The 21,086-nt window shown below is 39.1% G+C and carries 20 protein-coding genes; 12 read left to right on the forward strand and 8 right to left on the reverse strand.

From position 1 onward, the window contains the following. The 7 genes from U0839_RS01515 to U0839_RS01545 form a co-directional block, all read left to right on the forward strand. Window positions 1–1,021, forward strand: a 1,021-nt coding sequence (locus U0839_RS01515) for a sulfate ABC transporter substrate-binding protein (protein ID WP_413549933.1), incomplete at its 5' end; no start/stop codon positions are given. Between the two features lie 18 nt (window positions 1,022–1,039). Then, the gene (gene cysT / locus U0839_RS01520) at window positions 1,040–1,906 is read left to right on the forward strand and encodes a sulfate ABC transporter permease subunit CysT (protein WP_155564826.1); all 867 of its coding nucleotides are present in this window, start codon (window positions 1,040–1,042) and stop codon (window positions 1,904–1,906) included. Further along, window positions 1,907–2,749, forward strand: coding sequence for a sulfate ABC transporter permease (locus U0839_RS01525; RefSeq protein WP_155564825.1), 843 nt, complete (start codon window positions 1,907–1,909; stop codon window positions 2,747–2,749). It begins immediately after the preceding gene. Window position 2,750: 1 nt separating this feature from the next. Continuing rightward, window positions 2,751–3,734: a sulfate/molybdate ABC transporter ATP-binding protein gene (locus tag U0839_RS01530; RefSeq protein WP_155564824.1), complete on the forward strand. Its 984-nt coding sequence runs from the start codon at window positions 2,751–2,753 to the stop codon at window positions 3,732–3,734. Between the two features lie 296 nt (window positions 3,735–4,030). After that, window positions 4,031–4,783 (forward strand): phosphoadenylyl-sulfate reductase, encoded by a 753-nt coding sequence (locus U0839_RS01535; protein ID WP_155564823.1) that lies wholly within the window; start codon window positions 4,031–4,033, stop codon window positions 4,781–4,783. A gap of 26 nt (window positions 4,784–4,809) precedes the next feature. After that, on the forward strand, window positions 4,810–5,724 hold the full coding sequence (gene cysD / locus U0839_RS01540) for a sulfate adenylyltransferase subunit CysD (protein ID WP_110439299.1): 915 nt from the start codon (window positions 4,810–4,812) through the stop codon (window positions 5,722–5,724). Between the two features lie 38 nt (window positions 5,725–5,762). Then, window positions 5,763–7,094, forward strand: a complete 1,332-nt coding sequence (locus U0839_RS01545) for a sulfate adenylyltransferase subunit 1 (protein WP_155564822.1) — start codon at window positions 5,763–5,765, stop codon at window positions 7,092–7,094. A 45-nt stretch (window positions 7,095–7,139) separates the two neighbouring features. On the opposite strand, the gene U0839_RS01550 is transcribed toward U0839_RS01545, so the two are convergent. Beyond that, entirely contained in the window at window positions 7,140–8,261 is a 1,122-nt protein-coding gene (locus tag U0839_RS01550) for an alpha/beta fold hydrolase (protein ID WP_122122853.1), read from the reverse strand. Window positions 8,262–8,327: 66 nt separating this feature from the next. On the opposite strand from U0839_RS01550, the gene U0839_RS01555 reads away from it, so the two are divergent. Genes U0839_RS01555 through U0839_RS01565 form a run of 3 tightly spaced genes read left to right on the forward strand, consistent with a single transcriptional unit; the run spans window position 8,328 to window position 11,929 of the window. Further along, window positions 8,328–8,528, forward strand: coding sequence for a zinc-finger domain-containing protein (locus U0839_RS01555; RefSeq protein ID WP_155564821.1), 201 nt, complete (start codon window positions 8,328–8,330; stop codon window positions 8,526–8,528). An 8-nt stretch (window positions 8,529–8,536) separates the two neighbouring features. After that, window positions 8,537–11,317, forward strand: coding sequence for a DNA polymerase I (polA, locus tag U0839_RS01560; protein WP_413549936.1), 2,781 nt, complete (start codon window positions 8,537–8,539; stop codon window positions 11,315–11,317). A 3-nt stretch (window positions 11,318–11,320) separates the two neighbouring features. Then, the gene (locus U0839_RS01565) at window positions 11,321–11,929 is read left to right on the forward strand and encodes an SCO family protein (protein WP_155564819.1); all 609 of its coding nucleotides are present in this window, start codon (window positions 11,321–11,323) and stop codon (window positions 11,927–11,929) included. Window positions 11,930–12,006: 77 nt separating this feature from the next. Here U0839_RS01565 and fghA read toward each other — a convergent pair whose 3' ends face one another. The 3 genes from fghA to U0839_RS01580 form a co-directional block, all read right to left on the reverse strand. Continuing rightward, a complete protein-coding gene (fghA, locus tag U0839_RS01570) occupies window positions 12,007–12,843 on the reverse strand; it encodes an S-formylglutathione hydrolase (RefSeq protein WP_155564818.1) in 837 nt (278 codons plus the stop codon). A 27-nt stretch (window positions 12,844–12,870) separates the two neighbouring features. After that, on the reverse strand, window positions 12,871–13,983 hold the full coding sequence (locus U0839_RS01575) for an S-(hydroxymethyl)glutathione dehydrogenase/class III alcohol dehydrogenase (RefSeq protein ID WP_196424072.1): 1,113 nt from the start codon (window positions 13,981–13,983) through the stop codon (window positions 12,871–12,873). 401 nt (window positions 13,984–14,384) lie between these two features. Further along, a complete protein-coding gene (locus U0839_RS01580; protein WP_196424809.1) occupies window positions 14,385–15,155 on the reverse strand; it encodes an energy transducer TonB in 771 nt (256 codons plus the stop codon). A gap of 161 nt (window positions 15,156–15,316) precedes the next feature. On the opposite strand from U0839_RS01580, the gene U0839_RS01585 reads away from it, so the two are divergent. Then, window positions 15,317–15,766 carry a DUF2946 family protein gene (locus tag U0839_RS01585; RefSeq protein ID WP_196424070.1) on the forward strand — a complete coding sequence of 150 codons (450 nt, stop codon included), beginning with the start codon at window positions 15,317–15,319 and terminating at the stop codon, window positions 15,764–15,766. A 74-nt stretch (window positions 15,767–15,840) separates the two neighbouring features. Continuing rightward, on the forward strand, window positions 15,841–18,048 hold the full coding sequence (locus tag U0839_RS01590; protein WP_155564815.1) for a TonB-dependent receptor: 2,208 nt from the start codon (window positions 15,841–15,843) through the stop codon (window positions 18,046–18,048). Here U0839_RS01590 and U0839_RS01595 read toward each other — a convergent pair whose 3' ends face one another. The 4 genes from U0839_RS01595 to U0839_RS01610 form a co-directional block, all read right to left on the reverse strand. After that, window positions 18,049–18,591, reverse strand: coding sequence for a gluconokinase (locus tag U0839_RS01595; RefSeq protein ID WP_155566201.1), 543 nt, complete (start codon window positions 18,589–18,591; stop codon window positions 18,049–18,051). It abuts the gene before it with no gap. 12 nt (window positions 18,592–18,603) lie between these two features. Next, the gene (gene rpiA / locus U0839_RS01600) at window positions 18,604–19,302 is read right to left on the reverse strand and encodes a ribose-5-phosphate isomerase RpiA (RefSeq protein WP_110439287.1); all 699 of its coding nucleotides are present in this window, start codon (window positions 19,300–19,302) and stop codon (window positions 18,604–18,606) included. A gap of 41 nt (window positions 19,303–19,343) precedes the next feature. Next, window positions 19,344–20,096, reverse strand: a complete 753-nt coding sequence (pgl, locus tag U0839_RS01605; protein ID WP_155564813.1) for a 6-phosphogluconolactonase — start codon at window positions 20,094–20,096, stop codon at window positions 19,344–19,346. 105 nt (window positions 20,097–20,201) lie between these two features. After that, window positions 20,202–21,011 carry a Cof-type HAD-IIB family hydrolase gene (locus tag U0839_RS01610; protein ID WP_413549938.1) on the reverse strand — a complete coding sequence of 270 codons (810 nt, stop codon included), beginning with the start codon at window positions 21,009–21,011 and terminating at the stop codon, window positions 20,202–20,204. Window positions 21,012–21,086: the final 75 nt, after the last annotated feature.

Here is a 21,086-nt window from a genome sequence, read left to right on the forward strand (position 1 = left end):
CAGATATATTACTCAAACATTACATTTATATATAGCTTTGATTATTGCAGTTTTTGCCGTCACAACATCCACCGCCCGTACTAAAACCATAAGTCTATTGAATTCTTCCTATGATCCAACACGAGAATTCTTTCATCAATATAACCATTTTTTTCAACATTACTGGAAACAGAAAACAGGTCAGGATGTCATAATATACCAATCCCATAGTGGTTCAGGAAAGCAGGCCAGGGCCATTATTGACGGTATGCAAGCCGATATTGCCACACTAGCTCTTGCCGGAGATATTGATGCAATCAATAAATATCACCCCTTGCTGACCAAAAACTGGCAGGACAATTTTCCCAATCATAGTGTTCCTTATACATCAACCATTGTTTTTCTTGTTCGCAAAGGTAATCCCAAGCATATCCATGACTGGAATGATCTTGTCAAACCTGACATTGCTGTAATTACCCCCAATCCAAAAACCTCTGGTGGGGCAAGATGGAATTTTCTCGCTGCATGGCTTTACAGTTATACCAAAAATCATGACCCACAAGAGGCCTATGATTTTGTCAAACAGCTTTATAAAAATGTTCCCATACTTGATGCCGGGGCAAGGAACGCCAGTCTTACATTTACCCAACGCAACATTGGAGATGTACTTATTTCTTGGGAGAATGAGGCCTATATGGCAACCCGTGAATCAGGGGCAGGACAATTTGAGATAATAACCCCATCCACATCTATCCTAACGGAACCCCCCGTTGCACTCATCGATACTGTTATTGACCAAAAAAAAACAAGGGAAGTAGCAAAAGATTATTTACTTATGCTTTACAGCGATGAAGGTCAAAAAATTGCCGCTCAAAATTATTATCGTCCCATTAATCCACGTATAGCATCCCATTACATCATGTTTCGTCCCCTTCATCTTTTAAAGATCAATGATTTCTTCAAAAACTGGGCAGAGATTAACCAAGAGTTTTTCAAAGATCATGCCATTTTTGACCAAATCATTCACAGTATTAATCAATAAAGCCATAAGGAAAAAATTATGTCTTTTTCCCGATATTCAATTCTTCCAGGGTTTTGGCTTAGTTTTGGATACAGTCTTTTCTGGTTGTCCTTTATCGTTTTATTACCATTGGTTGGACTGATTCTTTACAGCACCCATATCAATAGTCATCAGCTTGTCATGATCTTAACCGATCAACGCTTATTAAGCGCATTAAAACTTTCTTTTTACACCTCTTTCTGCGCTTCTTTACTGTCCTCTATCCTGGGCGGTTTTTTAGCCTGGAATTTAATGCGTTACGAATTCAAGGGAAAAAAAATAATTGATTCAATGATTGATCTTCCCCTGGCATTACCTACTGCAATTGCAGGCATTGCATTAACGGACTTATATGCGCCCAACGGTTTATTCGGTACAATTTTACCCTTCAAGGTTGCCTACACACCCCTGGGCATTATTCTTGCCCTCATATTCGTTACAATTCCCTTTGTAATCAGAACCTTGCAACCCGTTATAAAAGAGTTCCCCCCTTCATTACAAGAAGCGGCTTACACACTAGGTGCAACCCGTTTACAAACATTTATATATATCTTTCTCCCCATTTTATTTCCTGCATGGCTTACCGGTTTTTCGCTTTCTGTTGCAAGAAGCTTGGGAGAATATGGCTCCGTTGTGTTCATTGCCGCAAATATTCCTTACAAAACGGAAATTTTACCTATCTTAATCGTATCAAAACTTGACCAGTTTGATTATACGAGTGCAACTGTAATCAGTCTCTTAATGTTGCTGGTTTCTTTTTCTTTATTATTTTTTTTCAACCTGTTCCAAAAACATTTTAAACCTTACCGCCTAATTCTATCCACATCCCAGCTTTCCCCTTTTAATATTTTTCAGAGGAATACATAAATGCCCTTTTATTCCTCCAAACCTTTTGTAAATTGGCAAAAAAACAGCGTTATCTTTATTACTTGGCTCATTTTTTTAATTATTTTTATCGCACCCCTTTCTATCATTCTAATTGAAGGTTTAGGCAAGGGTATTGTCTTTTTCTGGGTCACCTGTACTTCGTCAGAAGCCCTGGCGGCACTAAAATTAACAATAATAGCGACTTCCTGCGCCGTTTTTTTCAATGGAATCTTCGGACTGATGGCCGGATGGTGTTTATGCAAATATGATTTCAAAGGGAAAAATATACTTTTAACCCTCATCGATCTGCCTTTTTCCATTTCCCCTGTGATTGCAGGTTTGATTTATACCTTACTCTATGGATCGCAAGGTATTTTACATACTTTTTTAATGCATTATCACTTACAAATTATTTATGCAATTCCAGGAATTATTCTTGTAACCATTTTTGTGACTTTTCCCTTTATCGCGCGTTCTTTGATCGCCTTAATGCAAACCCAGAGCAATCAAGAAGAGGAAACCGCCCGTTTGTTAGGGGCATCAGGATGGCTAATTTTTAAAAAAATAACATTTCCCAACATCAAATGGGCATTTCTGTATGGTATTGTTATGTGTACCGCCCGTGCCATGGGAGAATTTGGTGCCGTTTCAATTGTTTCAGGCCATATACAAGGCCTGACCAATACCTTACCCCTTCATATCGAGATTTTATATAATGAATATAATGCCGCGGCCGCATTCAGTATTTCCATTCTCCTTCTTATCATGGCCCTATTCATTCTCATTCTAAGATATTGGTGTGAGAAACAACTTAAACCGTCCCCAAAGAAGGGAAATAGTTAAAATGGGTATTCAGATATCTCATCTCAATAAATGGTTCAATCATTATCATGCACTCAATGATATAAACCTCACCATTGAAAAAGGTGAGCTTGTTGCACTCCTAGGACCATCGGGATGTGGAAAAACAAGCCTGTTACGAATTATTGCAGGATTGGAATTGCCCACCTCGGGACACATCTTTTTTGAAAACCAGGATATAAGCAAGGAAGATATTCGTAATCGACATATTGGGTATGTATTCCAGAATTTCGCTTTATTCCCACATATGAAAGTTATTGACAATATTGCGTTTGGTCTACGCATTAAACCAAAAAAAGTACGGCTTTCCCCCAAAGAGATCACGAAAAAAGCTCAATTTCTTCTGGAAATGGTACAACTTGAACATGTGGCCAATCATTATCCACATGAACTCTCCGGCGGACAATGCCAAAGAATTGCCCTGGCACGTACCCTAGCCATAAATCCCAAAATTCTATTACTGGATGAACCTTTTTCCGCTCTTGATACAAAGGTCCGAAGAGAATTACGACGTTGGCTAACCCGGTTTCATCAAGAAATTCAACTGACAACCCTTTTTGTAACGCATGATCAGGAAGAGGCCATGGAAATTGCTGATCGTGTTGTCATCATGAATAGGGGTATCATTGAACAAATTGGCTCCCCGATTGAAATCCTCAATAATCCGGCCAATGATTTTGTCTATAATTTTTTGGGCGATTCGAATAATTTACGTATTGGGGAAAAAAGCTTTAATTTTCGCCCCTATGAAATTGATATACAAATTAACGATATATCCCCTATAGGATACTATCCAGCAGAAGTCATCGATATACGACCCCTTGGTGCTTTAATGAAACTAGTTTTAAAACCTCAACAATGCACCTCTCACATTGAAGCCCAAATTCCAAAAACAATTCCAAAAATTCATAATCTAAAAAAAGGCCAAATTATTTATTTTAAGCCAATTTTAGATTTTGAAATATGAATATATACAAGGAAATTATAAATTTTATATATAAATCAATAAATTACAAATAAAATGTACAATATTTTATAGTTATTAATTGACTTTATTTACTTAAATAATACAAATTATATTGCTTAAATTGAAAATATTCTATATTTTACAGTTAATTAAAGTAATTTGAGGAATAGTTTTATCATGGATCAGCCCCCTATTGCAGATTATCCTGTTTAGTCATTAACACCAGAATTTCTAACCGCATCTTTTTCAAATTCCTAATAACAGAATTATTATATCAACTTAGGTAACAGTTTACGATGACACCACTTGAATTCTATTCCAAACATCCAAGCGAGCAATATGAACAGAAGCTCGAACAAACAAGATCATTCCTGCAAAAAATAAATCGGGATTATTCACCATTGGTTCAGGCAACCAGTTTAGGGGTGGAGGATATGGTAATCACAGATCTTATCCATCAGCTTGATTTACCCATTCAGGTTTCCATGCTGGATACACTAAAACTGCATCCTCAAACGCTAGCCTTAAAAAGACAAGTTGAAATTCATTATAGTATAAAAATAAAAAGCTACTATCCAAACAAAAGAACAGTCCAGAATTATGTTCAAAAAAATGGTGAAAAAGCGATTTATCGATCAACTGAGCTTCGTAAAGAATGTTGTCAAATCAGAAAACTGGTCCCCCTGACCGACCTTTTACGGAACTATAAAGGTTGGATTACAGGATTACGCAAGGAACAATCAAATTTCCGAGCCAATCTTCAAGCAGTTGAACCTGAAAACAAAGGGAATGATCAACCTGAAGTAAAGCTTAACCCTTTACTTGACTGGACAAATGGAGATGTATGGCACTACGTTAAAACATATCGCGTTCCCTACAATACGCTTCATGATCATTTTTTTGTCAGTATTGGCTGTGAACCATGCACTCGCGCCATCACTCTTGGTGAAGATTTCAGAGCTGGACGCTGGTGGTGGGAACATGATGAAGCGAAAGAATGTGGTCTTCATGTGAGTGCACCCATTTCTCTCAACTCTCATCAGTCTTAACATATTTTAATTATGGTCATTTTATCATGAATTTTCTCATATCATCCTCGAACCCTGCCTTAAATGATCTGGAAGAAGAGGCCATATTCATTATGCGTGAAGTGGCTGGTTCCTTCGAAAAACCAGCCCTGTTATTTTCTGGCGGCAAGGATTCATGTATTTTATTAAGGCTGGCTGAAAAAGCCTTTGGGCAGGGACGCTTCCCCTTTCCGCTTCTTATGATCGATACAGGACATAATTTTCCAGAAGTCATCCAGTTTCGTGATCAGAGAGCAAAAGAATTAAAGGCAAATTTAATTATTCGATCAGTAGAAGAATCAATGAAACGAGGTACGGTGAGGCTATCTCATCCTTTGGAAAGCCGTAATCCCCATCAATCAGTAACATTGTTGGAGGCTATAGAGGAATTTGGTTTTGATGCATTAATTGGAGGGGCCCGCCGTGACGAAGAAAAGGCCCGTGCCAAGGAAAGAATTTTTTCACACCGGGATTCTTTTGGCCAATGGCAACCCAAAGATCAACGGCCAGAATTATGGAACATATTCAATACCAGAATTCATCCGGGTGAAAATTTCCGTGTTTTTCCAATCTCTAACTGGACGGAATATGATGTATGGCGTTATATCGAACAGGAAAATATTCCATTACCCAGCCTTTACTACGCTCATCAACGGCAAGTCATTCCCCGCAAAGGGTTGCTTGTTCCTGTAACAGAGGTGACACAGCCTAAACAAGATGAAGAAATTCTTACCAAAACTGTCCGCTTTCGCACGGTCGGTGACATGACCTGTACTTGCCCTATTGAAAGCAATGCAAAAACAGCACGCGATATTGTCAGGGAAACAGCTACCGTCACGATCAGTGAACGTGGTGCAACCCGTATGGATGACCAGACCTCAGAAGCCTCAATGGAAAAACGTAAACTGGAAGGTTATTTCTGATCTCTCTATCCCCGTTTTTATTTCTTAAGGAATGCATCATGATATCTTCTCCCGTAAATTCAACCTCTCATTCACATCATACATTAAAATTCCTGACCGCCGGAAACGTTGACGATGGCAAAAGCACATTAATCGGCCGTTTATTACTCGATAGCAAGGCAATTCTTGCCGATCAACTATCTGGTATACAACAACAGTTTTCGACAGACCGTTCCTATGATCTCGCCCGGCTTACAGATGGATTACAAGCTGAACGAGAACAAGGTATTACAATCGATGTGGCATACCGTTATTTTACCACACCAACTCGTAAATTCATTATCGCGGACGCACCAGGTCATGAACAATACACAAGAAACATGGTAACCGCCGCCAGCAATAGTGACGCTGCCGTCATTTTGGTCGATGCGACAAAATTAAACTGGGAGATGGAAAATGTTGACTTATTGCCTCAAACCCGTCGACACACATTACTTGCCAACCTATTAAAAGTCCCTTCGCTGCTTTTCGCCATCAATAAACTTGATGCTGTCAAAAATCCCGATATTGCCTTTGTGCATATTAAAAAAGCACTGAAAAAATTCACTCAGGAAGCAAATATACCTGTTACGCACATCATACCCATTTCAGCATTAAAAGGTTATAATATCATCTCCACTATAGCTGATAACGAAAGATATCGCTTATGTGAAAATGTCTATCACGGTCCCTGTCTTTTAGACGCCTTGACCGAACTTCCCTCCCAACAACATATTGTCAAATGTCCTTTATATTTCCCTGTCCAATATGTACAAAAACTATCTGAAACCCAATCCAGCCCCACCCAACATGGTCAAAGAATTTTTTGGGGGAAAATAGCGGCAGGAACTGTCAAGCCAGAAAATGAAATTATTGTGCAACCTTCTGGACTAAAAGCAAAAATTGCTAAGATTTTTGCCGATGCACTACAAAACGAAATACCCTGTGCTGAAGCGGGTAAATCCGTTGGATTAATTCTTGACCGGGAAATAGACATTTCCCGAGGGGACTGGATAACCTCTCCTTCCATATCTCCATTACAAAAAGAGGTCCAAGCCACCCTGGCATGGTTGGATGACGAACCTTTGATTATTGGAAGACTTTATTGGTTGAAACATGGTCACCGCTGGATCAAGGCGAAAATCTCATCGATTCATAATCATCTAAATATACATAATCTGGAAAAAGAACCTGCCAAGGATTTACAGAAAAACAGTATTGGACAAGTTTCCCTAACCTTGCAACAGCCAATTCCGGTTTTACCCTATAACCAGGCAAAAGATGTGGGTGCAGCCATTTTGGTAGATACGGCCACCAATCGGACTGCTGGAGCTGTTCTCCTCCAAGGCTAGCCGGCAAGCTGTTATTGCACTATCACCCATAAGATATAGAGACTTTTATTTTTTAATAAAATTATCAACCTGGCTTGGCAAATAAACCGGTATTTTTTCCTTTCCCTCAATCGATAACCATGTGGAGGTTGAAATATCTCCACCTGATGGCAAAAACTGATCCGGACTAAAAATCCAGCTCAGTATATCCTGCACCACAATGTTTCTATTTCTACCACGCAACAATAAATGATATCCTCCAGGAATATAATCCTTTCTTACCCAAGAAGGAAATTGTCGCCAGACCTTTTTCATTGAAGAATCAGGGATGAGCTGATCCATATCACCATACATTACAAGGATTGGAGAATGAATATAAGGAGCCGCCTTTGCAGCCTTGCTCATCAAATTGACCAACCCATACAATGCCTTTACACGGGCTTTGTGCAATGATAACGGATCAAAATACAAACGTAACAGGGATTCATCATTATCACTTGCCCTGATGGTTACCGGGGCGCTTTTTCCACTTAACCGCCAATTCGGGGCGATCGTATTGATCATGCGCAAGATAACATCGGCAACCAGTCCCAGCTGTTTATGACCCCACACGGCTGGGGCCAGTAAAATATAACCATCGACTTTTGGAACATTGGGACGTGAGGCCAAACACATGGCGACAGCCCCCCCCATACTCTCTCCCATCACATACAAGGGTGTATCGGGATATCGAGTTTTTAAAAATGATATTTCCTCAATAATATCGTCAATCATCCGACGGCTACCCGCCCAATTCCCTCTTAACGGTGCTTGTCCAAATCCTCTCTGATCCGGGGAATATAAAGTTACACCTGACTTAACAAAATGATCTGCTGAATCTTCCCACGCATCGCGACTATCATTAAATCCATGTAAAGCCAGGATAATTGCCTTTTGTTGTATTGCCCGCCATATACGCACGGGAATACGGGCATGATCCGACATTTCCCACCACAAATCAGGAGGAATCAGCTTTTTATAACGTGCATAGGGATCAGAACCGATAGAGGATGTATTCAAAACAGAACTATTCACTTTAACTTCTGCATAGGCTATATTACAATGTTGGGTCAGGAAATAAATTCCGATCAGAAAAAAATAGCAAGCTTTATGTAAATAGACAGAACTTAAACGGTTTAAGAAAAACATATTTGTCCAAGATAAATTTTATTTTTATAAATGACAAGTTCTGAACCACTTAACAAGGGTATATTCATGAATTTAGAAAAAGATTCTACAACAACCTTACCGACGAAACCTATTGAAACCATTTATACGTCCTCCCAAACCGTTGCTTGTGAGGGTAATCATACACTGTTCGGTCATCCACGGGTTTTTCTAAAACTAAAAAACGGACAGGCAACCTGTCCTTATTGCTCAAAATCATTTGTCTATAAACCATCTGAATCAAATTAACATCTTTCATGACTTCATCTTCTGCATCAAATCAAAAACACTTAATCCTCATTGATGGATCCGGGTTTATTTTTCGCGCTTTTCATGCCATTCCCTTAATGACTGATCCATCAGGAACACCTGTCAACGCGGTTTATGGTTTTACTAACATGATGATAAAACTAATCCGTGATCGTGTGGCCAGTCATATGGCTGTAATTTTTGATGCAGGAAGAAAAACCTTCAGGAATGAAATTTATCCAGCTTATAAAGCACATAGACCCCCTCCTCCTGAAGAGCTTGTTCCCCAGTTTTCACTTGTTCGGGAAGCCTCTGAAATTCTGGGATTACCAACAATTGAAATGGCAGGATGGGAAGCTGATGATCTTATTGCAAGTTACGCAAAAGCAATCGTGGCAGATGGGGGCAAATGTACAATTATTTCTTCCGATAAGGATCTGATGCAATTAATCAACGAACATATTCAAATGCAGGATCCCATCAAGGAAAAAATCATCAAGATTGAAGAGGTACAAGCTAAATTTGGTGTGTCCCCAACAGATATGATTTCCTTACAAGCATTGATGGGAGACCCGGTAGATAATGTCCCTGGAGTTCCTGGCATAGGTCCCAAAACGGCAGCCGCTTTAATTCATGAATATGGACAGTTGGAGGATATCCTTGCTGCCATTCCTACGATGAAGCCCTCCAAACGGCGCGATAATCTTGAAACCAACAAGGAAAATGCACGAATTTCATACCAACTTGTTCAGCTAAAAGATGATATTCCTCTACCCACCCCGATTGATCAGTTAAATTGTTGCAAGGCTGATCCTGAAAAAGTTACCGCATGGCTTCAAAAACATGGATTCCGCTCCATATTAAATCGCTGGACAAAAAATTCTCATAATACAGGCGACATTCCTCATACATCTCGCAGACAGGAAACACAGACCGGTCCCGAACCAAACAAAGCGGTTCTTGCCGCCCCGTATCATCAGTATGAGACCATTCTCAATAACACGCAATTACAGGAATGGATTCACCGAATTCAAACAACCCATTTTTGTGCCGTGGATACTGAAACCGACAACCTTAATGCATTACAGGCAAATCTAATCGGGATTTCCATAGCTGTAGCCCCGGGTAAAGCCTGTTATATTCCCATCAATCATCAAATAGATGGAGAATTATTAAAACCAGAACAAATTTCATTAAAAAATGTCATTCAGTATCTTGGCCCCATTCTGACAGATCCTTCCATCCTCAAGATTTTTCATAATGCTAAGTATGATTTTCTTGTCTTGGAACATAACGGGTTTCCGCAACCTGCCCCCTATGATGACACAATGATTATTTCTTACAACCTGGCGGCGGGAGAGCACAGACATGGAATGGATGAGCTGGCAAAACGCTATTTGAATCATCAAACAATATCTTATGATGCATTAACCGGAACCGGTCGTAAACGTATCCCTTTTGCGCAAGTTTCAATTGAAGAGGCAACAACCTATGCAGGTGAAGATGCAGATGTCACTTTGCGTTTATGGGAAATATTGCGACCTCAATTAAGAACCGCACATGTTCTAGGTCTTTATGAAGAAATAGAACGCCCCCTAATTCCAATCCTGACCAGGATGGAACAGAATGGAATTATGATTGACGCTTCCCTTCTTCAAAAGCTTTCTACTACTTTCACCGAAAAAATGTCAGAAAAAGAAAAAGAAATCTATCATGTTTCCGGTGAAGAATTCAATTTGGCCTCACCAAAACAGCTTGGGGAGATCCTTTTTGACCAGATGAAGTTGCCTGGTGGAAAACGTATGAAATCTGGTACATGGGGAACAGATGTCAAGGTATTACAGGAACTTAGCGATCAGGGTTACGAGATTGCTGAAAAACTGCTGGCTTGGCGACAATTGGCGAAACTTAAATCCACCTATACGGATGCCTTGGTTAAGGAAATAAACCCGGAAACAAAACGTGTACATACCAGCTTTAATATGGTTGGAACCGTTACGGGACGTTTGTCTTCCAATGATCCCAATTTACAAAATATACCTATTCGAACAGAAGAGGGTGGAAAAATCAGGGAAGCATTTATTGCCAAGCCTGGCCATGTTCTTGTTTCCGCAGATTATTCACAAATAGAATTGAGGCTTCTTGCACATGTTGCAAATATTCCCCAATTAAAAGAATCCTTTATTCATAATGAGGATATTCATGCCCGTACTGCCTCAGAGGTCTTTGACGTTCCAATCAATGAAATGCAACCTTTGCTGCGTCGACAGGCCAAAGCCATCAATTTTGGTATTATTTATGGAATTAGTGCCTTTGGGTTAGCCAAACAACTGAATGTTTCATCATCTGATGCCAAACAATATATTGAGACCTATTTTAAACGTTACCCTGAAATAAGGGCATATATGCAAAATACCCAGGAAGAGGCAAAGGAAAAGGGATTTGTTCTAACACCTTTTGGCAGAAAATGCTGGATTGCTGGAATTAAAAATAGCAAAGGTCCACAAAAGGCTTATGCCGAACGCCAAGCCATAAATGCTCCTATTCAGGGGGGCGCCGCCGACATTATAAAATGCGCAATGCGGGATATGGACAAAATCATCACAGAAAAAAAACTCCCCGTAAGCATGTTATTACAAGTTCATGACGAGTTGCTTTTTGAAGTGCGAACAGATTATGCTGAAACATTCGTTAATCTTGTAAAGCAAACAATGGAAAACACTGTTAATCTTTCCATTCCCCTTGTTGTTGAGGCTGGAATAGGTAAAAACTGGGCAGAAGCACATTAAACCATGCCACAGAATCAAAAAAAATCTATTTGGATTATTTCATTCCTATTTATCGCTTTCATTATTGGCATGATGTTCCTCGGGATTAAATTCACTGCCAATCATACAGCCGTTGCGCCTGAAAATTCCAATGTAATCGGAGGGGGTTTTCAACTTATCAGCCCTGCAGGAAGTATCGTCAATGACGGAATATTCAGAGGGAAATGGATGTTGATGTATTTCGGTGCAACACGTTGCCCGCATAATCAATGTCGTAAGGATCTTATAAAAATGGGTGAGATCATTAACCATTTAGAGAATAAAGCATCTCAACTTGTTCCAATTTTCATATCCTTTGATTCTAACTATGATACACCCAGCCGTCTGATGTTAAGTATGAAGGCCTATAATGATAAAATTATAGCCCTGACCGGTGGTGAACTGGCGCTTCGTGATATTTCAATTCTTTATCATGTTTCCATCAAAAAAGCGCCAATCAATAGTGATATAAGTCTTGTTGAACCTTATGATCAGTTCATTCTCATGGATCCAGAGGGAAAATATAGAACCTCCATTCAAACAGGAACAGAAACGCATCAGATTGTAGAGACCCTTGAATCAATAATCCATTAAATATAGTTTATACAAACTGTCCTCATTTCAAAAAGCGTGAAACTGCATAAATTCTTGATATGATTATTCACATATATTTACTTTAAATATCTATAATGAAATAACAAATGATCACGAATAAAACTTGAAACAAAAAAATAGCTGTGGTCATAACCTTTCTGCCATCGCAATTGAAACGGCCAATTCTTTTTGAGGGCAACAGTTTCCAAAATTTCTGGTTGTAACTGTTTTAATAAAAATTCATCCGTTGTTCCCTGATCAATCAATATAGGAAAGGGTTGATCAATATAATGCTCCATTAGAAAACAGCTATCATAGACTTGCCAAGTTTCCTTGCTATCTCCAAGATAATGACAAAATGCCTTACGCCCAAACGGCACCTGCATTGGATTAACAATTGGTGCAAAAGCCGAAACCGAACAAAATCGACCAGGATGTTTTAGGGCAAACATCAAAGCACCATGACCACCCATTGAATGTCCAGCAATAGATTGCTTGCCATTCGATTTAAATTGTCGCTTGATCAATTTGGGAAGCTCAATGGAAATATAATCAAACATTTGATAATTTTGTTTCCAGGGTTCTTGTGTCGCATTAACATAAAAACTCGCTCCCTGTCCCAGATCATAAGAAGGCGCGTCAGGAATTATATCACCTCGGGGACTTGTATCAGGGACAACCAGTATAATTCCCAATTCTGCAGCATATTTTTGCGCCCCTGCCTTAGTCACAAAATTCTGGTCATTACAAGTTAAACCGGAAAGCCAGTATAATATAGGTAAAGTTGTATTCCTGTAATCAAGTGGCAAGTAAACTGAATAACTCATTTCGCAGCCCAGTGTGACTGACCAGTGTCTAAACCGTTTTTGCTGTCCACCAAAAGATTGATGAGTTTCCAATTCAACATATTTCATAATATTTCCTGTCAAACCTATCTGAAACTAGTAATGTAAAACAGTTCGAATAGCCTTTCCCTGATGCAATAAATCAAAAGCCCTATTAATCTCATCAAATGCCAAGTCTTGTGTTATAAAATCCTCCAAAACAAATTTGCCTTGCAGATAATCATTTACAATAACAGGCAATTGTGAACGCCCCTTAACCCCACCAAATGCGGATCCTCGCCATACGCGGCCGGTCACCAACTGAAAAGGACGGGTGGAAATTTCCTCACCTGCCCCGGCAACACCAATGATAACAGATTCTCCCCAACCTTTGTGACAACATTCAAGAGCAGAACGCATTACCTGAACGTTTCCTATACATTCAAATGAAAAATCTACTCCACCTTTTGTTTTTTCAATTACAACTTCCTGTATTGAGGCGGAATAATCTTTAGGATTTATAAAATCGGTAGCACCTAACTTCCTAGCCAATTTAAATTTTTCTGAATCAATATCAATTGCGACAATGCGACCTGCACCCGCCATATGGGCTCCCATAATGACCGACAAGCCAATCGCACCCAACCCAAAAACTGCAACACTATCACCTTTTTGTACTTTTGCCGTATTTTTTACAGCTCCCATACCAGTTGTGATTCCACAACCCAATAAACATACTTTTTCCAAAGGTGCCTGTTTACTGATCTTTGCTACGGAAATCTCCGGAACAACCGTATATTCGGAAAATGTAGATGTTCCCATATAATGATAGATAGGTTCGCCGTCTTTAAAAAAACGGTTCGTACCATCAGGCATCAACCCTTGACCTTGAGTGACACGAATAGCCTGACAGAGATTGGTTTTACCAGAACGACAATATTCACATGTTCCACATTCCGGAGTATATAAGGGTATAACATGATCACCAACAGAAACACTTGTTACCCCTTCACCAACAGCCTGTATAATTCCCGCCCCTTCATGACCCAATATTGCAGGAAATATACCTTCAGGATCTTTTCCTGAAAGCGTGTATGCATCTGTATGACATACGCTGGTTGCAATTATCTTTATTAAAACTTCCCCTTTTTGTGGCGGCATTAAATCAACTGTCTCAATTGAAAGGGGCTGATTGGCTCTCCATGCAACAGCAGCCTTCGTTTTTATCATCTCCATCTATGATCACTCTTCTGATACAAAAATTAATTTATTCAATTAAATATTAAAACCCAGAATTTTATAAACCAAACAAACAGTTTCAAAGTAAAGATTATATCTATAAAATTGAATTTCATGACTCAATTTAGGTTAAAATTTATTATAGTCTTCTGGTTCCAACAGTTTGAAAATAATCAATCCATAAACCCCAAACAGGCATTGATAGAATTTTCTTTCTTTATATATTCTTACTTCAGATAATCTTCCCGAAAAAATATTTGTAATTTAAACCTGTTTCAATTTTAAAAATAAAATGGCAATAATCAAATAAACTATATAATATAAAAACATATATATCGGCTGAACCGATCATAAATATTATTCAATTATACATGAATACTACTTATATATTTTTAGTTGTGTCTTAACTCAAAATGAACCGTGGTTGTTGTCTGAACAAGCGTATCATTATCTTTCAGTGCACTGCATTTTATTTGTTGGACTGCCTCGATTGCAGCCCGATCCAAATCAACAAAACCACTTGTCTCAACAATTTTTACCTGACCAACCTGTCCATTTGACAAAATTTGCAATGCAACCTTTGCAACACCCTGTTCATGTCTTCTACGGGCAGCCAAGGGATAAGTGCTTTTTGGTGATGAGCAGCGTTGCAATGGAAAATTGTGGCTAACTAAAGGTATTGATGATTTGGCTTTTTGTTCCATTCCCCTATCCTGCCTTTTCTGCTGTCCCATTGCTGATTGAGCAGCCATTTTATTTTTGGAAATGTTGCGATTACTCGATTGATCCTGAATGGTTGGCACTGAAATTTTTTGCAATGCGTTCATGGCCGGCAAAGCATTGACAGGACTTCTGGCCACGGGGATGGTTACTGCCTTCAGATCATCCGTTTTATTTTCTGCAATTGCATCCAATGAGGAAAGAGATTTCATCCCTTCTTGAAATTGAACCACAACCATTGAAGAGAGTGGGAAAACTTCTTTCTTTACATGTAAACAAAAAAACATTAGCAGGAAAACAATTATATTAAATAGAACAGCAACCGTACAGGCAAGCTCTATCCCTACTGAATTGACATGTTCAGAAAAAACCAACGTCCTTTTTGGAAATGATGATAAAATCGTTTTCTGATTCAGAGAAGGACAGATAGGTTCCTGTTTCATAATCCTTGATGCCATATTTGCTCAAATATATTAGAGGTAAAGAGCCTTTATTCTATTCTATCTATAAAACAAAACATTCGAATACTAAAAAGAAATTTGACTTTGTCCATAATTTTAATCAAATAAATAATGATGATCTTCAATACTTGACCAAGGCATTAATGATTTTATCCTCTACAACAAATATATGGGTAAAAAAAAATAAAGATTCTTATCCTGTATCTTTATATTCTGTTATTATTGTCCTGTTTCTGTTTATAAGTCATTTAATTCTTTTACCTTTTACATTTACCTCGCTTTGGCATTGTCCAATGATGCAAAATCAGCATGCATCCATGTCAATGACGATGTGTGACACTGCCACTTTCTCCCACTCTAAGATAAGCAAGAAAACGGATCAACACTCCCAACACAATCAACAACATCATGGAATCTTTGTTTGTCCCCTCTGTAATGGATTGGCTGTTCCAAGCCCCTTGTTAAATTTATTACTTATCTTTCCCCAATTGACAATTATTCATCTTTTTTTGAAGCGCAAGGTTTATCAGGCTCAACCTCCCCCGATATTACCCTTGAATACGCAGCTACCCCGTGCACCACCCCTTTATTAACACTGATAGTTCTAATGGTCATACAGATATTATGACCAAATTATTCCTTTGTCATTATTATATCAGGTTAATCTATGTCTTATCGATGGCATTGTACATGTAAATTTTACCTTTTTTTATTATTATGTTCTCTTTACCCCTATAATGGAAAAGCACAAAAAAACATTACACAAAATAAAACCTCTCTTTCAAGAACCAATACCACTGCACCAGTTCCAGAAATACATATTGAATCAGAAGACATCCCAGACTTTTCCACAAATCCACCCAATTCAATTTTTTTAAAAAAGGATAAATTAAAGGATATTGTGAATAACAGTCCAAACCCAATGGATCTTTTCAAAAATCAAATGGGTATCAGCCAATATGGTGCGGGTCGTATTGCCTCTTTACCCGTAATTAACGGAATGGCGGATGATCGGGTGGCCACGTTCATTGATGGTATGCGTATCAATGGGGATTGTCCAAACCATATGAATCCTGCCATTTCCTATCTTAATCCCCATGATGTCGCAACAGCCAAAATCATGGCCGGTATCACACCCGTAAGTATGGGAGGGGACAGCCTGGCCGGATCAATTGATATCCAACGAAAAGATCCTCTTTTTGCAGAAAAAAACAAAAAAATTCTCATCAAAGGAGAAGTCTCAAGCTTTTATCATAGTAATGGTTCAGGCGTAGGAACGGCAGGAAACATTACTGTTGCCAATAAACATTTAAGTCTCCGCTATAACGGGTCATGGTCTCAATCCCGCAATTATCATGCAGGCAGCGGAGGTGGAAAAGTGTATTCTTCTGCTTATAAAACATTCAATCATGATGTGACCCTAGGTTATAAAAAGGATAACCATTTATTCTCTTTGACCTATGGACAATCTGACACACCCTATGAAGGTTTTCCCAATCAATATATGGATATGACCAATAATCGCTCCATTTTTGTCAATGGAAAATATAAGGGTGACTTCGATTGGGGAACAATTGAAGCAAGAGGCTATTGGCAACGTGTCACCCATGCCATGAATATGCTCAGCAATAAAGGCGGCCATTCCGCCACGAAAGGAATGCCCATGAACATTGATGGTCGTACAGCTGGATATAATGTTAAGGCAACGGTATTCATAGATAATCATAACACGTTACGGATTGGCAGCTCTTTCGATCATTCAGGTTTAAATGACTGGTGGCCCCCCCTACAAAAAAACATGATGATGGGACCTCATACCTATCACAATATCAATAATGGCCATCGGGATCGATTGGGAAATTTTGCTGAATGGGAAGCCCAATGGACCCCAAAAGTCACAACCATTCTCGGTTTTCGAAATGATCTGGTCATGATGAATACAGGGAGAATATCTGGATACCAGGGCATCAATGGAATGAATGCCGAGGAACGGAAAGCCATTCATAATTTCAATACTGCAAACCGTGGCCATACCGATACCAATTTTGATGTTACAGCCATGGCACGATGGACAGTCAATAAATCCTTTACCTGGGAAGGTGGGTATGCCCGGAAAAGCCGTTCTCCAAATTTATATGAACGTTATACATGGGGCACATCTCCAATGGCCATGCGCATGATTGGCTGGTTTGGTGATGGAAATGGTTATATCGGCAATCTCAACCTCAAACCGGAAGTAGGCAATACCGTCAGCACAACCTTTGACTTTCACGATCCACACCAGGATATATGGGAGGTCAAGGTTCAACCCTTCTATACCTATATTCACCATTACATCAACGTTAATTACCTTGGGAGTATGCGAACACGTCAAAATACAACTGTCTCAAAATTGCAGTTTGACAATCATAACGCCCAAATCTATGGAATTAACACAGCTGAATCCTATAAATTATGGAACAATAAGAAATATGGTCAAGGCATATTGAAAGGAAATATCAACTGGGTTATGGGTCAAGATCGAACCAATCACAACAGCCTTTATCACATGATGCCATTAAATGGAACGTTAAGCCTTAATGAATATTTTGGTCCATGGGCTGGCAGGATCGAGGCAAATTTCGTCAATACAAAAAGTCAGATTGACCCTATGCGTCGTGAACCGAAAACACCTGGGTATGTTTTGTTCAATATCGGGGGGAGTTATACATGGCGTATGCTTCGCCTGGACGCAAGCATAGAAAATATTGCCAACAAAAAATATTATCTTCCTTTGGGGGGAATGTCCTTAGGGGATTTAATCACAACAAACGAATTGCGTGCCCTGCCTGGTCTGGGTCGTTCTTTTAATATCGCCCTGACTGCCAGCTTTTAACTAAAGTTGCTGTAATTTCATTAGTGTATCTCGAATAACCGTTTCAAGCGGATGGGACATGTCAATTTCTATATGAGGTTCATCCACCTGGAGCGGTTCAAAGCTTTTCAGCTGTGTATCCAGTAAACTTGCGGGCATAAAATGCCCTTCACGTTTTTCAATACGATGAAGGAGAACATCATATGGAACTTTTAAATTTACAAAATAGAAAGGTTTCCCAATGCCCTTGCGCAAAAAATCACGATAGGATCTTTTTAGGGCAGAACATGTTAACACCCCTTTCCCACCATGTTCTTCCGCACATGCCTCCAACCATGCATGACATTTTTCCAGCCATGGCCAACGATCGCTATCTGTTAGGGGTTTGCCTTCTGACATTTTCTGGATATTATGTTGTGAATGAAAAGAGTCCCCTTCCTGAAAAGGCCAGTCAAGATACTGATCCAAACCTTTTGCCAATGTCGTTTTTCCACATCCCGAAACACCCATTATCACCAATAAACAAGGCCTAATCTGTACATTATCATTCGTGGACAAAGACATTGATGTGTTCCTTTACTTATATAAATGCTGAATCCCGTTATAGCCCGCGACTAAAGCTTCATCCGTACAATTAATAAATAAACCGCTTTCGATAACCCCAGCAATCGAAATGATATCTTTCTCTAGTCGCACAGGATCGTCAATAATTCCAAAATCACAATCGAGAATCATGTTCCCACCATCCGTCAGGAAAAAATCAGGATGATCATTCTTGACCCGAACTTTTATTGATGCTCCAATTTTTTCCAAATGTTTCATTGTGGCTTCCCAACCGAAAGGGGTAACCTCAACTGGAACAGGTGTATGCTCACCAAGCTTATCGACTAATTTACGTTCATCAACGACTATAACAAATTTTTTGGCTGCATAGCGAACAATTTTTTCTCGTAATAAAGCGCCACCCAACCCCTTAATTAACTGTAATCCTTGATGCGTAACCTCATCTGCCCCATCAATGGCAATATCCAATTCTGGACATTCCCCCAATGTTGTCAGTTCAATTCCGTAAGATTCGGCCAGCTTGGCCGACGCAATCGAGGAAGGCACACCTTCAAAACGCAAACCTTCCTCTTGCCACCGCTTGCCTAAAGATCGGATAACACATGCCGCGGTACTCCCACTTCCCAATCCAACTTTCATCCCTTGCGAAACTAATGAAGCCCCTATTTTTCCAAGCTGCTCTTTATATTTAACGATTTGTTGTGCATCCATCTCTATCTAGTATTCTTTCGTTATCCAATTACCGACCGCTTTTATTCACCACCGGCCGCTTTATCCAAAATCCAGTGAACCTCTCCTTCCGTTTCAATTTTTGAAGAAGGATATATTGCATTCTCTTCCCTTACCTCACGGAAAATCTTAACCTTGTTTTCTCCACTCACTACAAATATAACCAAACGGCTGGAAGCAATTGCTGGATAGGTCAATGTCATTCTTCTATGAGGGGCGTCTTTTGGTTGACACCAAGAAACCCACTTCTGTTTTTCCTCCAAAACAGCTGTATCAGGAAAAAGTGAAGCCGTATGACCATCTGTTCCCAGTCCCAATAAAACGATATCAAATAAGGGTTCCCCATTCTTCAATACCCTTGATCCATATTCGTGCTGTAAATTTTCTTCATATAATCGCGCAGCTTTTTCCACATCTTCTAAAACAGGCATCGGATGAACATTCCTAAATGGAATATTCACATGATTAAGCAAAGCCTCGGTAACCATACGAAAATTGCTGGCTTCATCCGTATAGGGCACCATTCTTTCATCACCGAAAAACAGATGCAACCGTTCCCAAGGCAATCGATGACTGTAAGTTTCTCCCCCTAATAATTCATATAATTTTTTAGGTGTGGATCCTCCTGATAACGCTATCCTGAAAACCGCATCCTTTTTTTCCTCAATCTGGTGCAAAATGATATCAGCCAGGTAATTAGCCTGTGCATTTGCATCGGGTAAGACAAGAACATATCCGGTTTTCGCATTATGCCCTTTTTCCATATTGTCTGTCATAGATAACTCGTTCTTTATAATTTTTATGTACCCCTTCCCGGGATTCAACAATTCAGGTTACAAAATTAATCCATTATTTCACAACTTAAAATATTTTCATTTAAATTAAAGTAAAAATTGATTAACAGCATAAGCCCATCCATTTTCCTCATTCGTACGTGCAATATGATGAGCATATTGTTTTACCCTTTGACTTGATTGTCCCATAACAATCGGCATTCCTGCAATTTTCAGCATCGGAATATCATTATCCATATCCCCTATACAGGCCGTTTTACTTAACGGAATTTTAAGTAATTCCGCTATTTTCTGAGCTGCAAATCCTTTATTTGCCTTTAAATGAGAGATATCCAGATAATTTTTTGAAGAATGAACTGCGGAAACTTCCCGGCCATGACGTCGTTTTATCTGTTGTGCTAGATTATCAAGTAAAACAGTATCCTGGGAAATACCCATGATTTTTATTGTATCCGTTACATGATCTTGAATGTTTTGAATAATTTTCGGCTGCAATTGCAAGGCTTTTTGTTCATGCTCCACAAAGGCGCTTTCAGTAGTAAATACAAACCATTCAAGACTACTATAAAGCCATATTTCAATTTTATGCTTCTGGAGCATATTGCATATATCGAGAATCAGGACAGGATTCATGCAAATTCTGGAAAAGATATTTCCTTTTACATCAAGAATTTCTCCGCCATTCAATGCGGCAAAAGGCAACTCTATTTTCAATTGCTCCAAATACAAACGCATACCCAAGGCAGGCCTGCTACTTACCAGGGACAATCCAATCCCTGCCTGTTTCATTTTATGAACAGCATGAATGGTTTCATTTGTGACAATTTTATTGTTTGGTATCAATGTTCCATCAATATCCGAAATTAACAACCGAATTGCTGGAGTTGTTTTATTCAAGATTGACACTTTCCAACTGTATTAAAATGTTTTAAAACCATCCAAAAAGCCATTTTTGATTTTCTAATAATCAAT

The sequence above is a fragment of the Commensalibacter sp. A3DC genome (assembly GCF_047307945.1).
GTDB lineage: Bacteria > Pseudomonadota > Alphaproteobacteria > Acetobacterales > Acetobacteraceae > Commensalibacter > Commensalibacter melissae.

What these genes read in the sequence shown, in the direction of transcription:
- cysT (WP_155564826.1), top strand. Translation starts at nt 1,040, where the DNA reads ATGTCTTTTTCCCGATATTCAATTCTTCCAGGGTTTTGGCTTAGTTTT.
- U0839_RS01525 (WP_155564825.1), top strand. Translation starts at nt 1,907, where the DNA reads ATGCCCTTTTATTCCTCCAAACCTTTTGTAAATTGGCAAAAAAACAGC.
- U0839_RS01530 (WP_155564824.1), top strand. Translation starts at nt 2,751, where the DNA reads ATGGGTATTCAGATATCTCATCTCAATAAATGGTTCAATCATTATCAT.
- U0839_RS01535 (WP_155564823.1), top strand. Translation starts at nt 4,031, where the DNA reads ATGACACCACTTGAATTCTATTCCAAACATCCAAGCGAGCAATATGAA.
- cysD (WP_110439299.1), top strand. Translation starts at nt 4,810, where the DNA reads ATGAATTTTCTCATATCATCCTCGAACCCTGCCTTAAATGATCTGGAA.
- U0839_RS01545 (WP_155564822.1), top strand. Translation starts at nt 5,763, where the DNA reads ATGATATCTTCTCCCGTAAATTCAACCTCTCATTCACATCATACATTA.
- U0839_RS01550 (WP_122122853.1), bottom strand. Translation starts at nt 8,261, where the DNA reads ATGTTTTTCTTAAACCGTTTAAGTTCTGTCTATTTACATAAAGCTTGC.
- U0839_RS01555 (WP_155564821.1), top strand. Translation starts at nt 8,328, where the DNA reads ATGAATTTAGAAAAAGATTCTACAACAACCTTACCGACGAAACCTATT.
- polA (WP_413549936.1), top strand. Translation starts at nt 8,537, where the DNA reads ATGACTTCATCTTCTGCATCAAATCAAAAACACTTAATCCTCATTGAT.
- U0839_RS01565 (WP_155564819.1), top strand. Translation starts at nt 11,321, where the DNA reads ATGCCACAGAATCAAAAAAAATCTATTTGGATTATTTCATTCCTATTT.
- fghA (WP_155564818.1), bottom strand. Translation starts at nt 12,843, where the DNA reads ATGAAATATGTTGAATTGGAAACTCATCAATCTTTTGGTGGACAGCAA.
- U0839_RS01575 (WP_196424072.1), bottom strand. Translation starts at nt 13,983, where the DNA reads ATGATAAAAACGAAGGCTGCTGTTGCATGGAGAGCCAATCAGCCCCTT.
- U0839_RS01580 (WP_196424809.1), bottom strand. Translation starts at nt 15,155, where the DNA reads ATGAAACAGGAACCTATCTGTCCTTCTCTGAATCAGAAAACGATTTTA.
- U0839_RS01585 (WP_196424070.1), top strand. Translation starts at nt 15,317, where the DNA reads ATGATTTTATCCTCTACAACAAATATATGGGTAAAAAAAAATAAAGAT.
- U0839_RS01590 (WP_155564815.1), top strand. Translation starts at nt 15,841, where the DNA reads ATGTCTTATCGATGGCATTGTACATGTAAATTTTACCTTTTTTTATTA.
- U0839_RS01595 (WP_155566201.1), bottom strand. Translation starts at nt 18,591, where the DNA reads ATGTCTTTGTCCACGAATGATAATGTACAGATTAGGCCTTGTTTATTG.
- rpiA (WP_110439287.1), bottom strand. Translation starts at nt 19,302, where the DNA reads ATGGATGCACAACAAATCGTTAAATATAAAGAGCAGCTTGGAAAAATA.
- pgl (WP_155564813.1), bottom strand. Translation starts at nt 20,096, where the DNA reads ATGACAGACAATATGGAAAAAGGGCATAATGCGAAAACCGGATATGTT.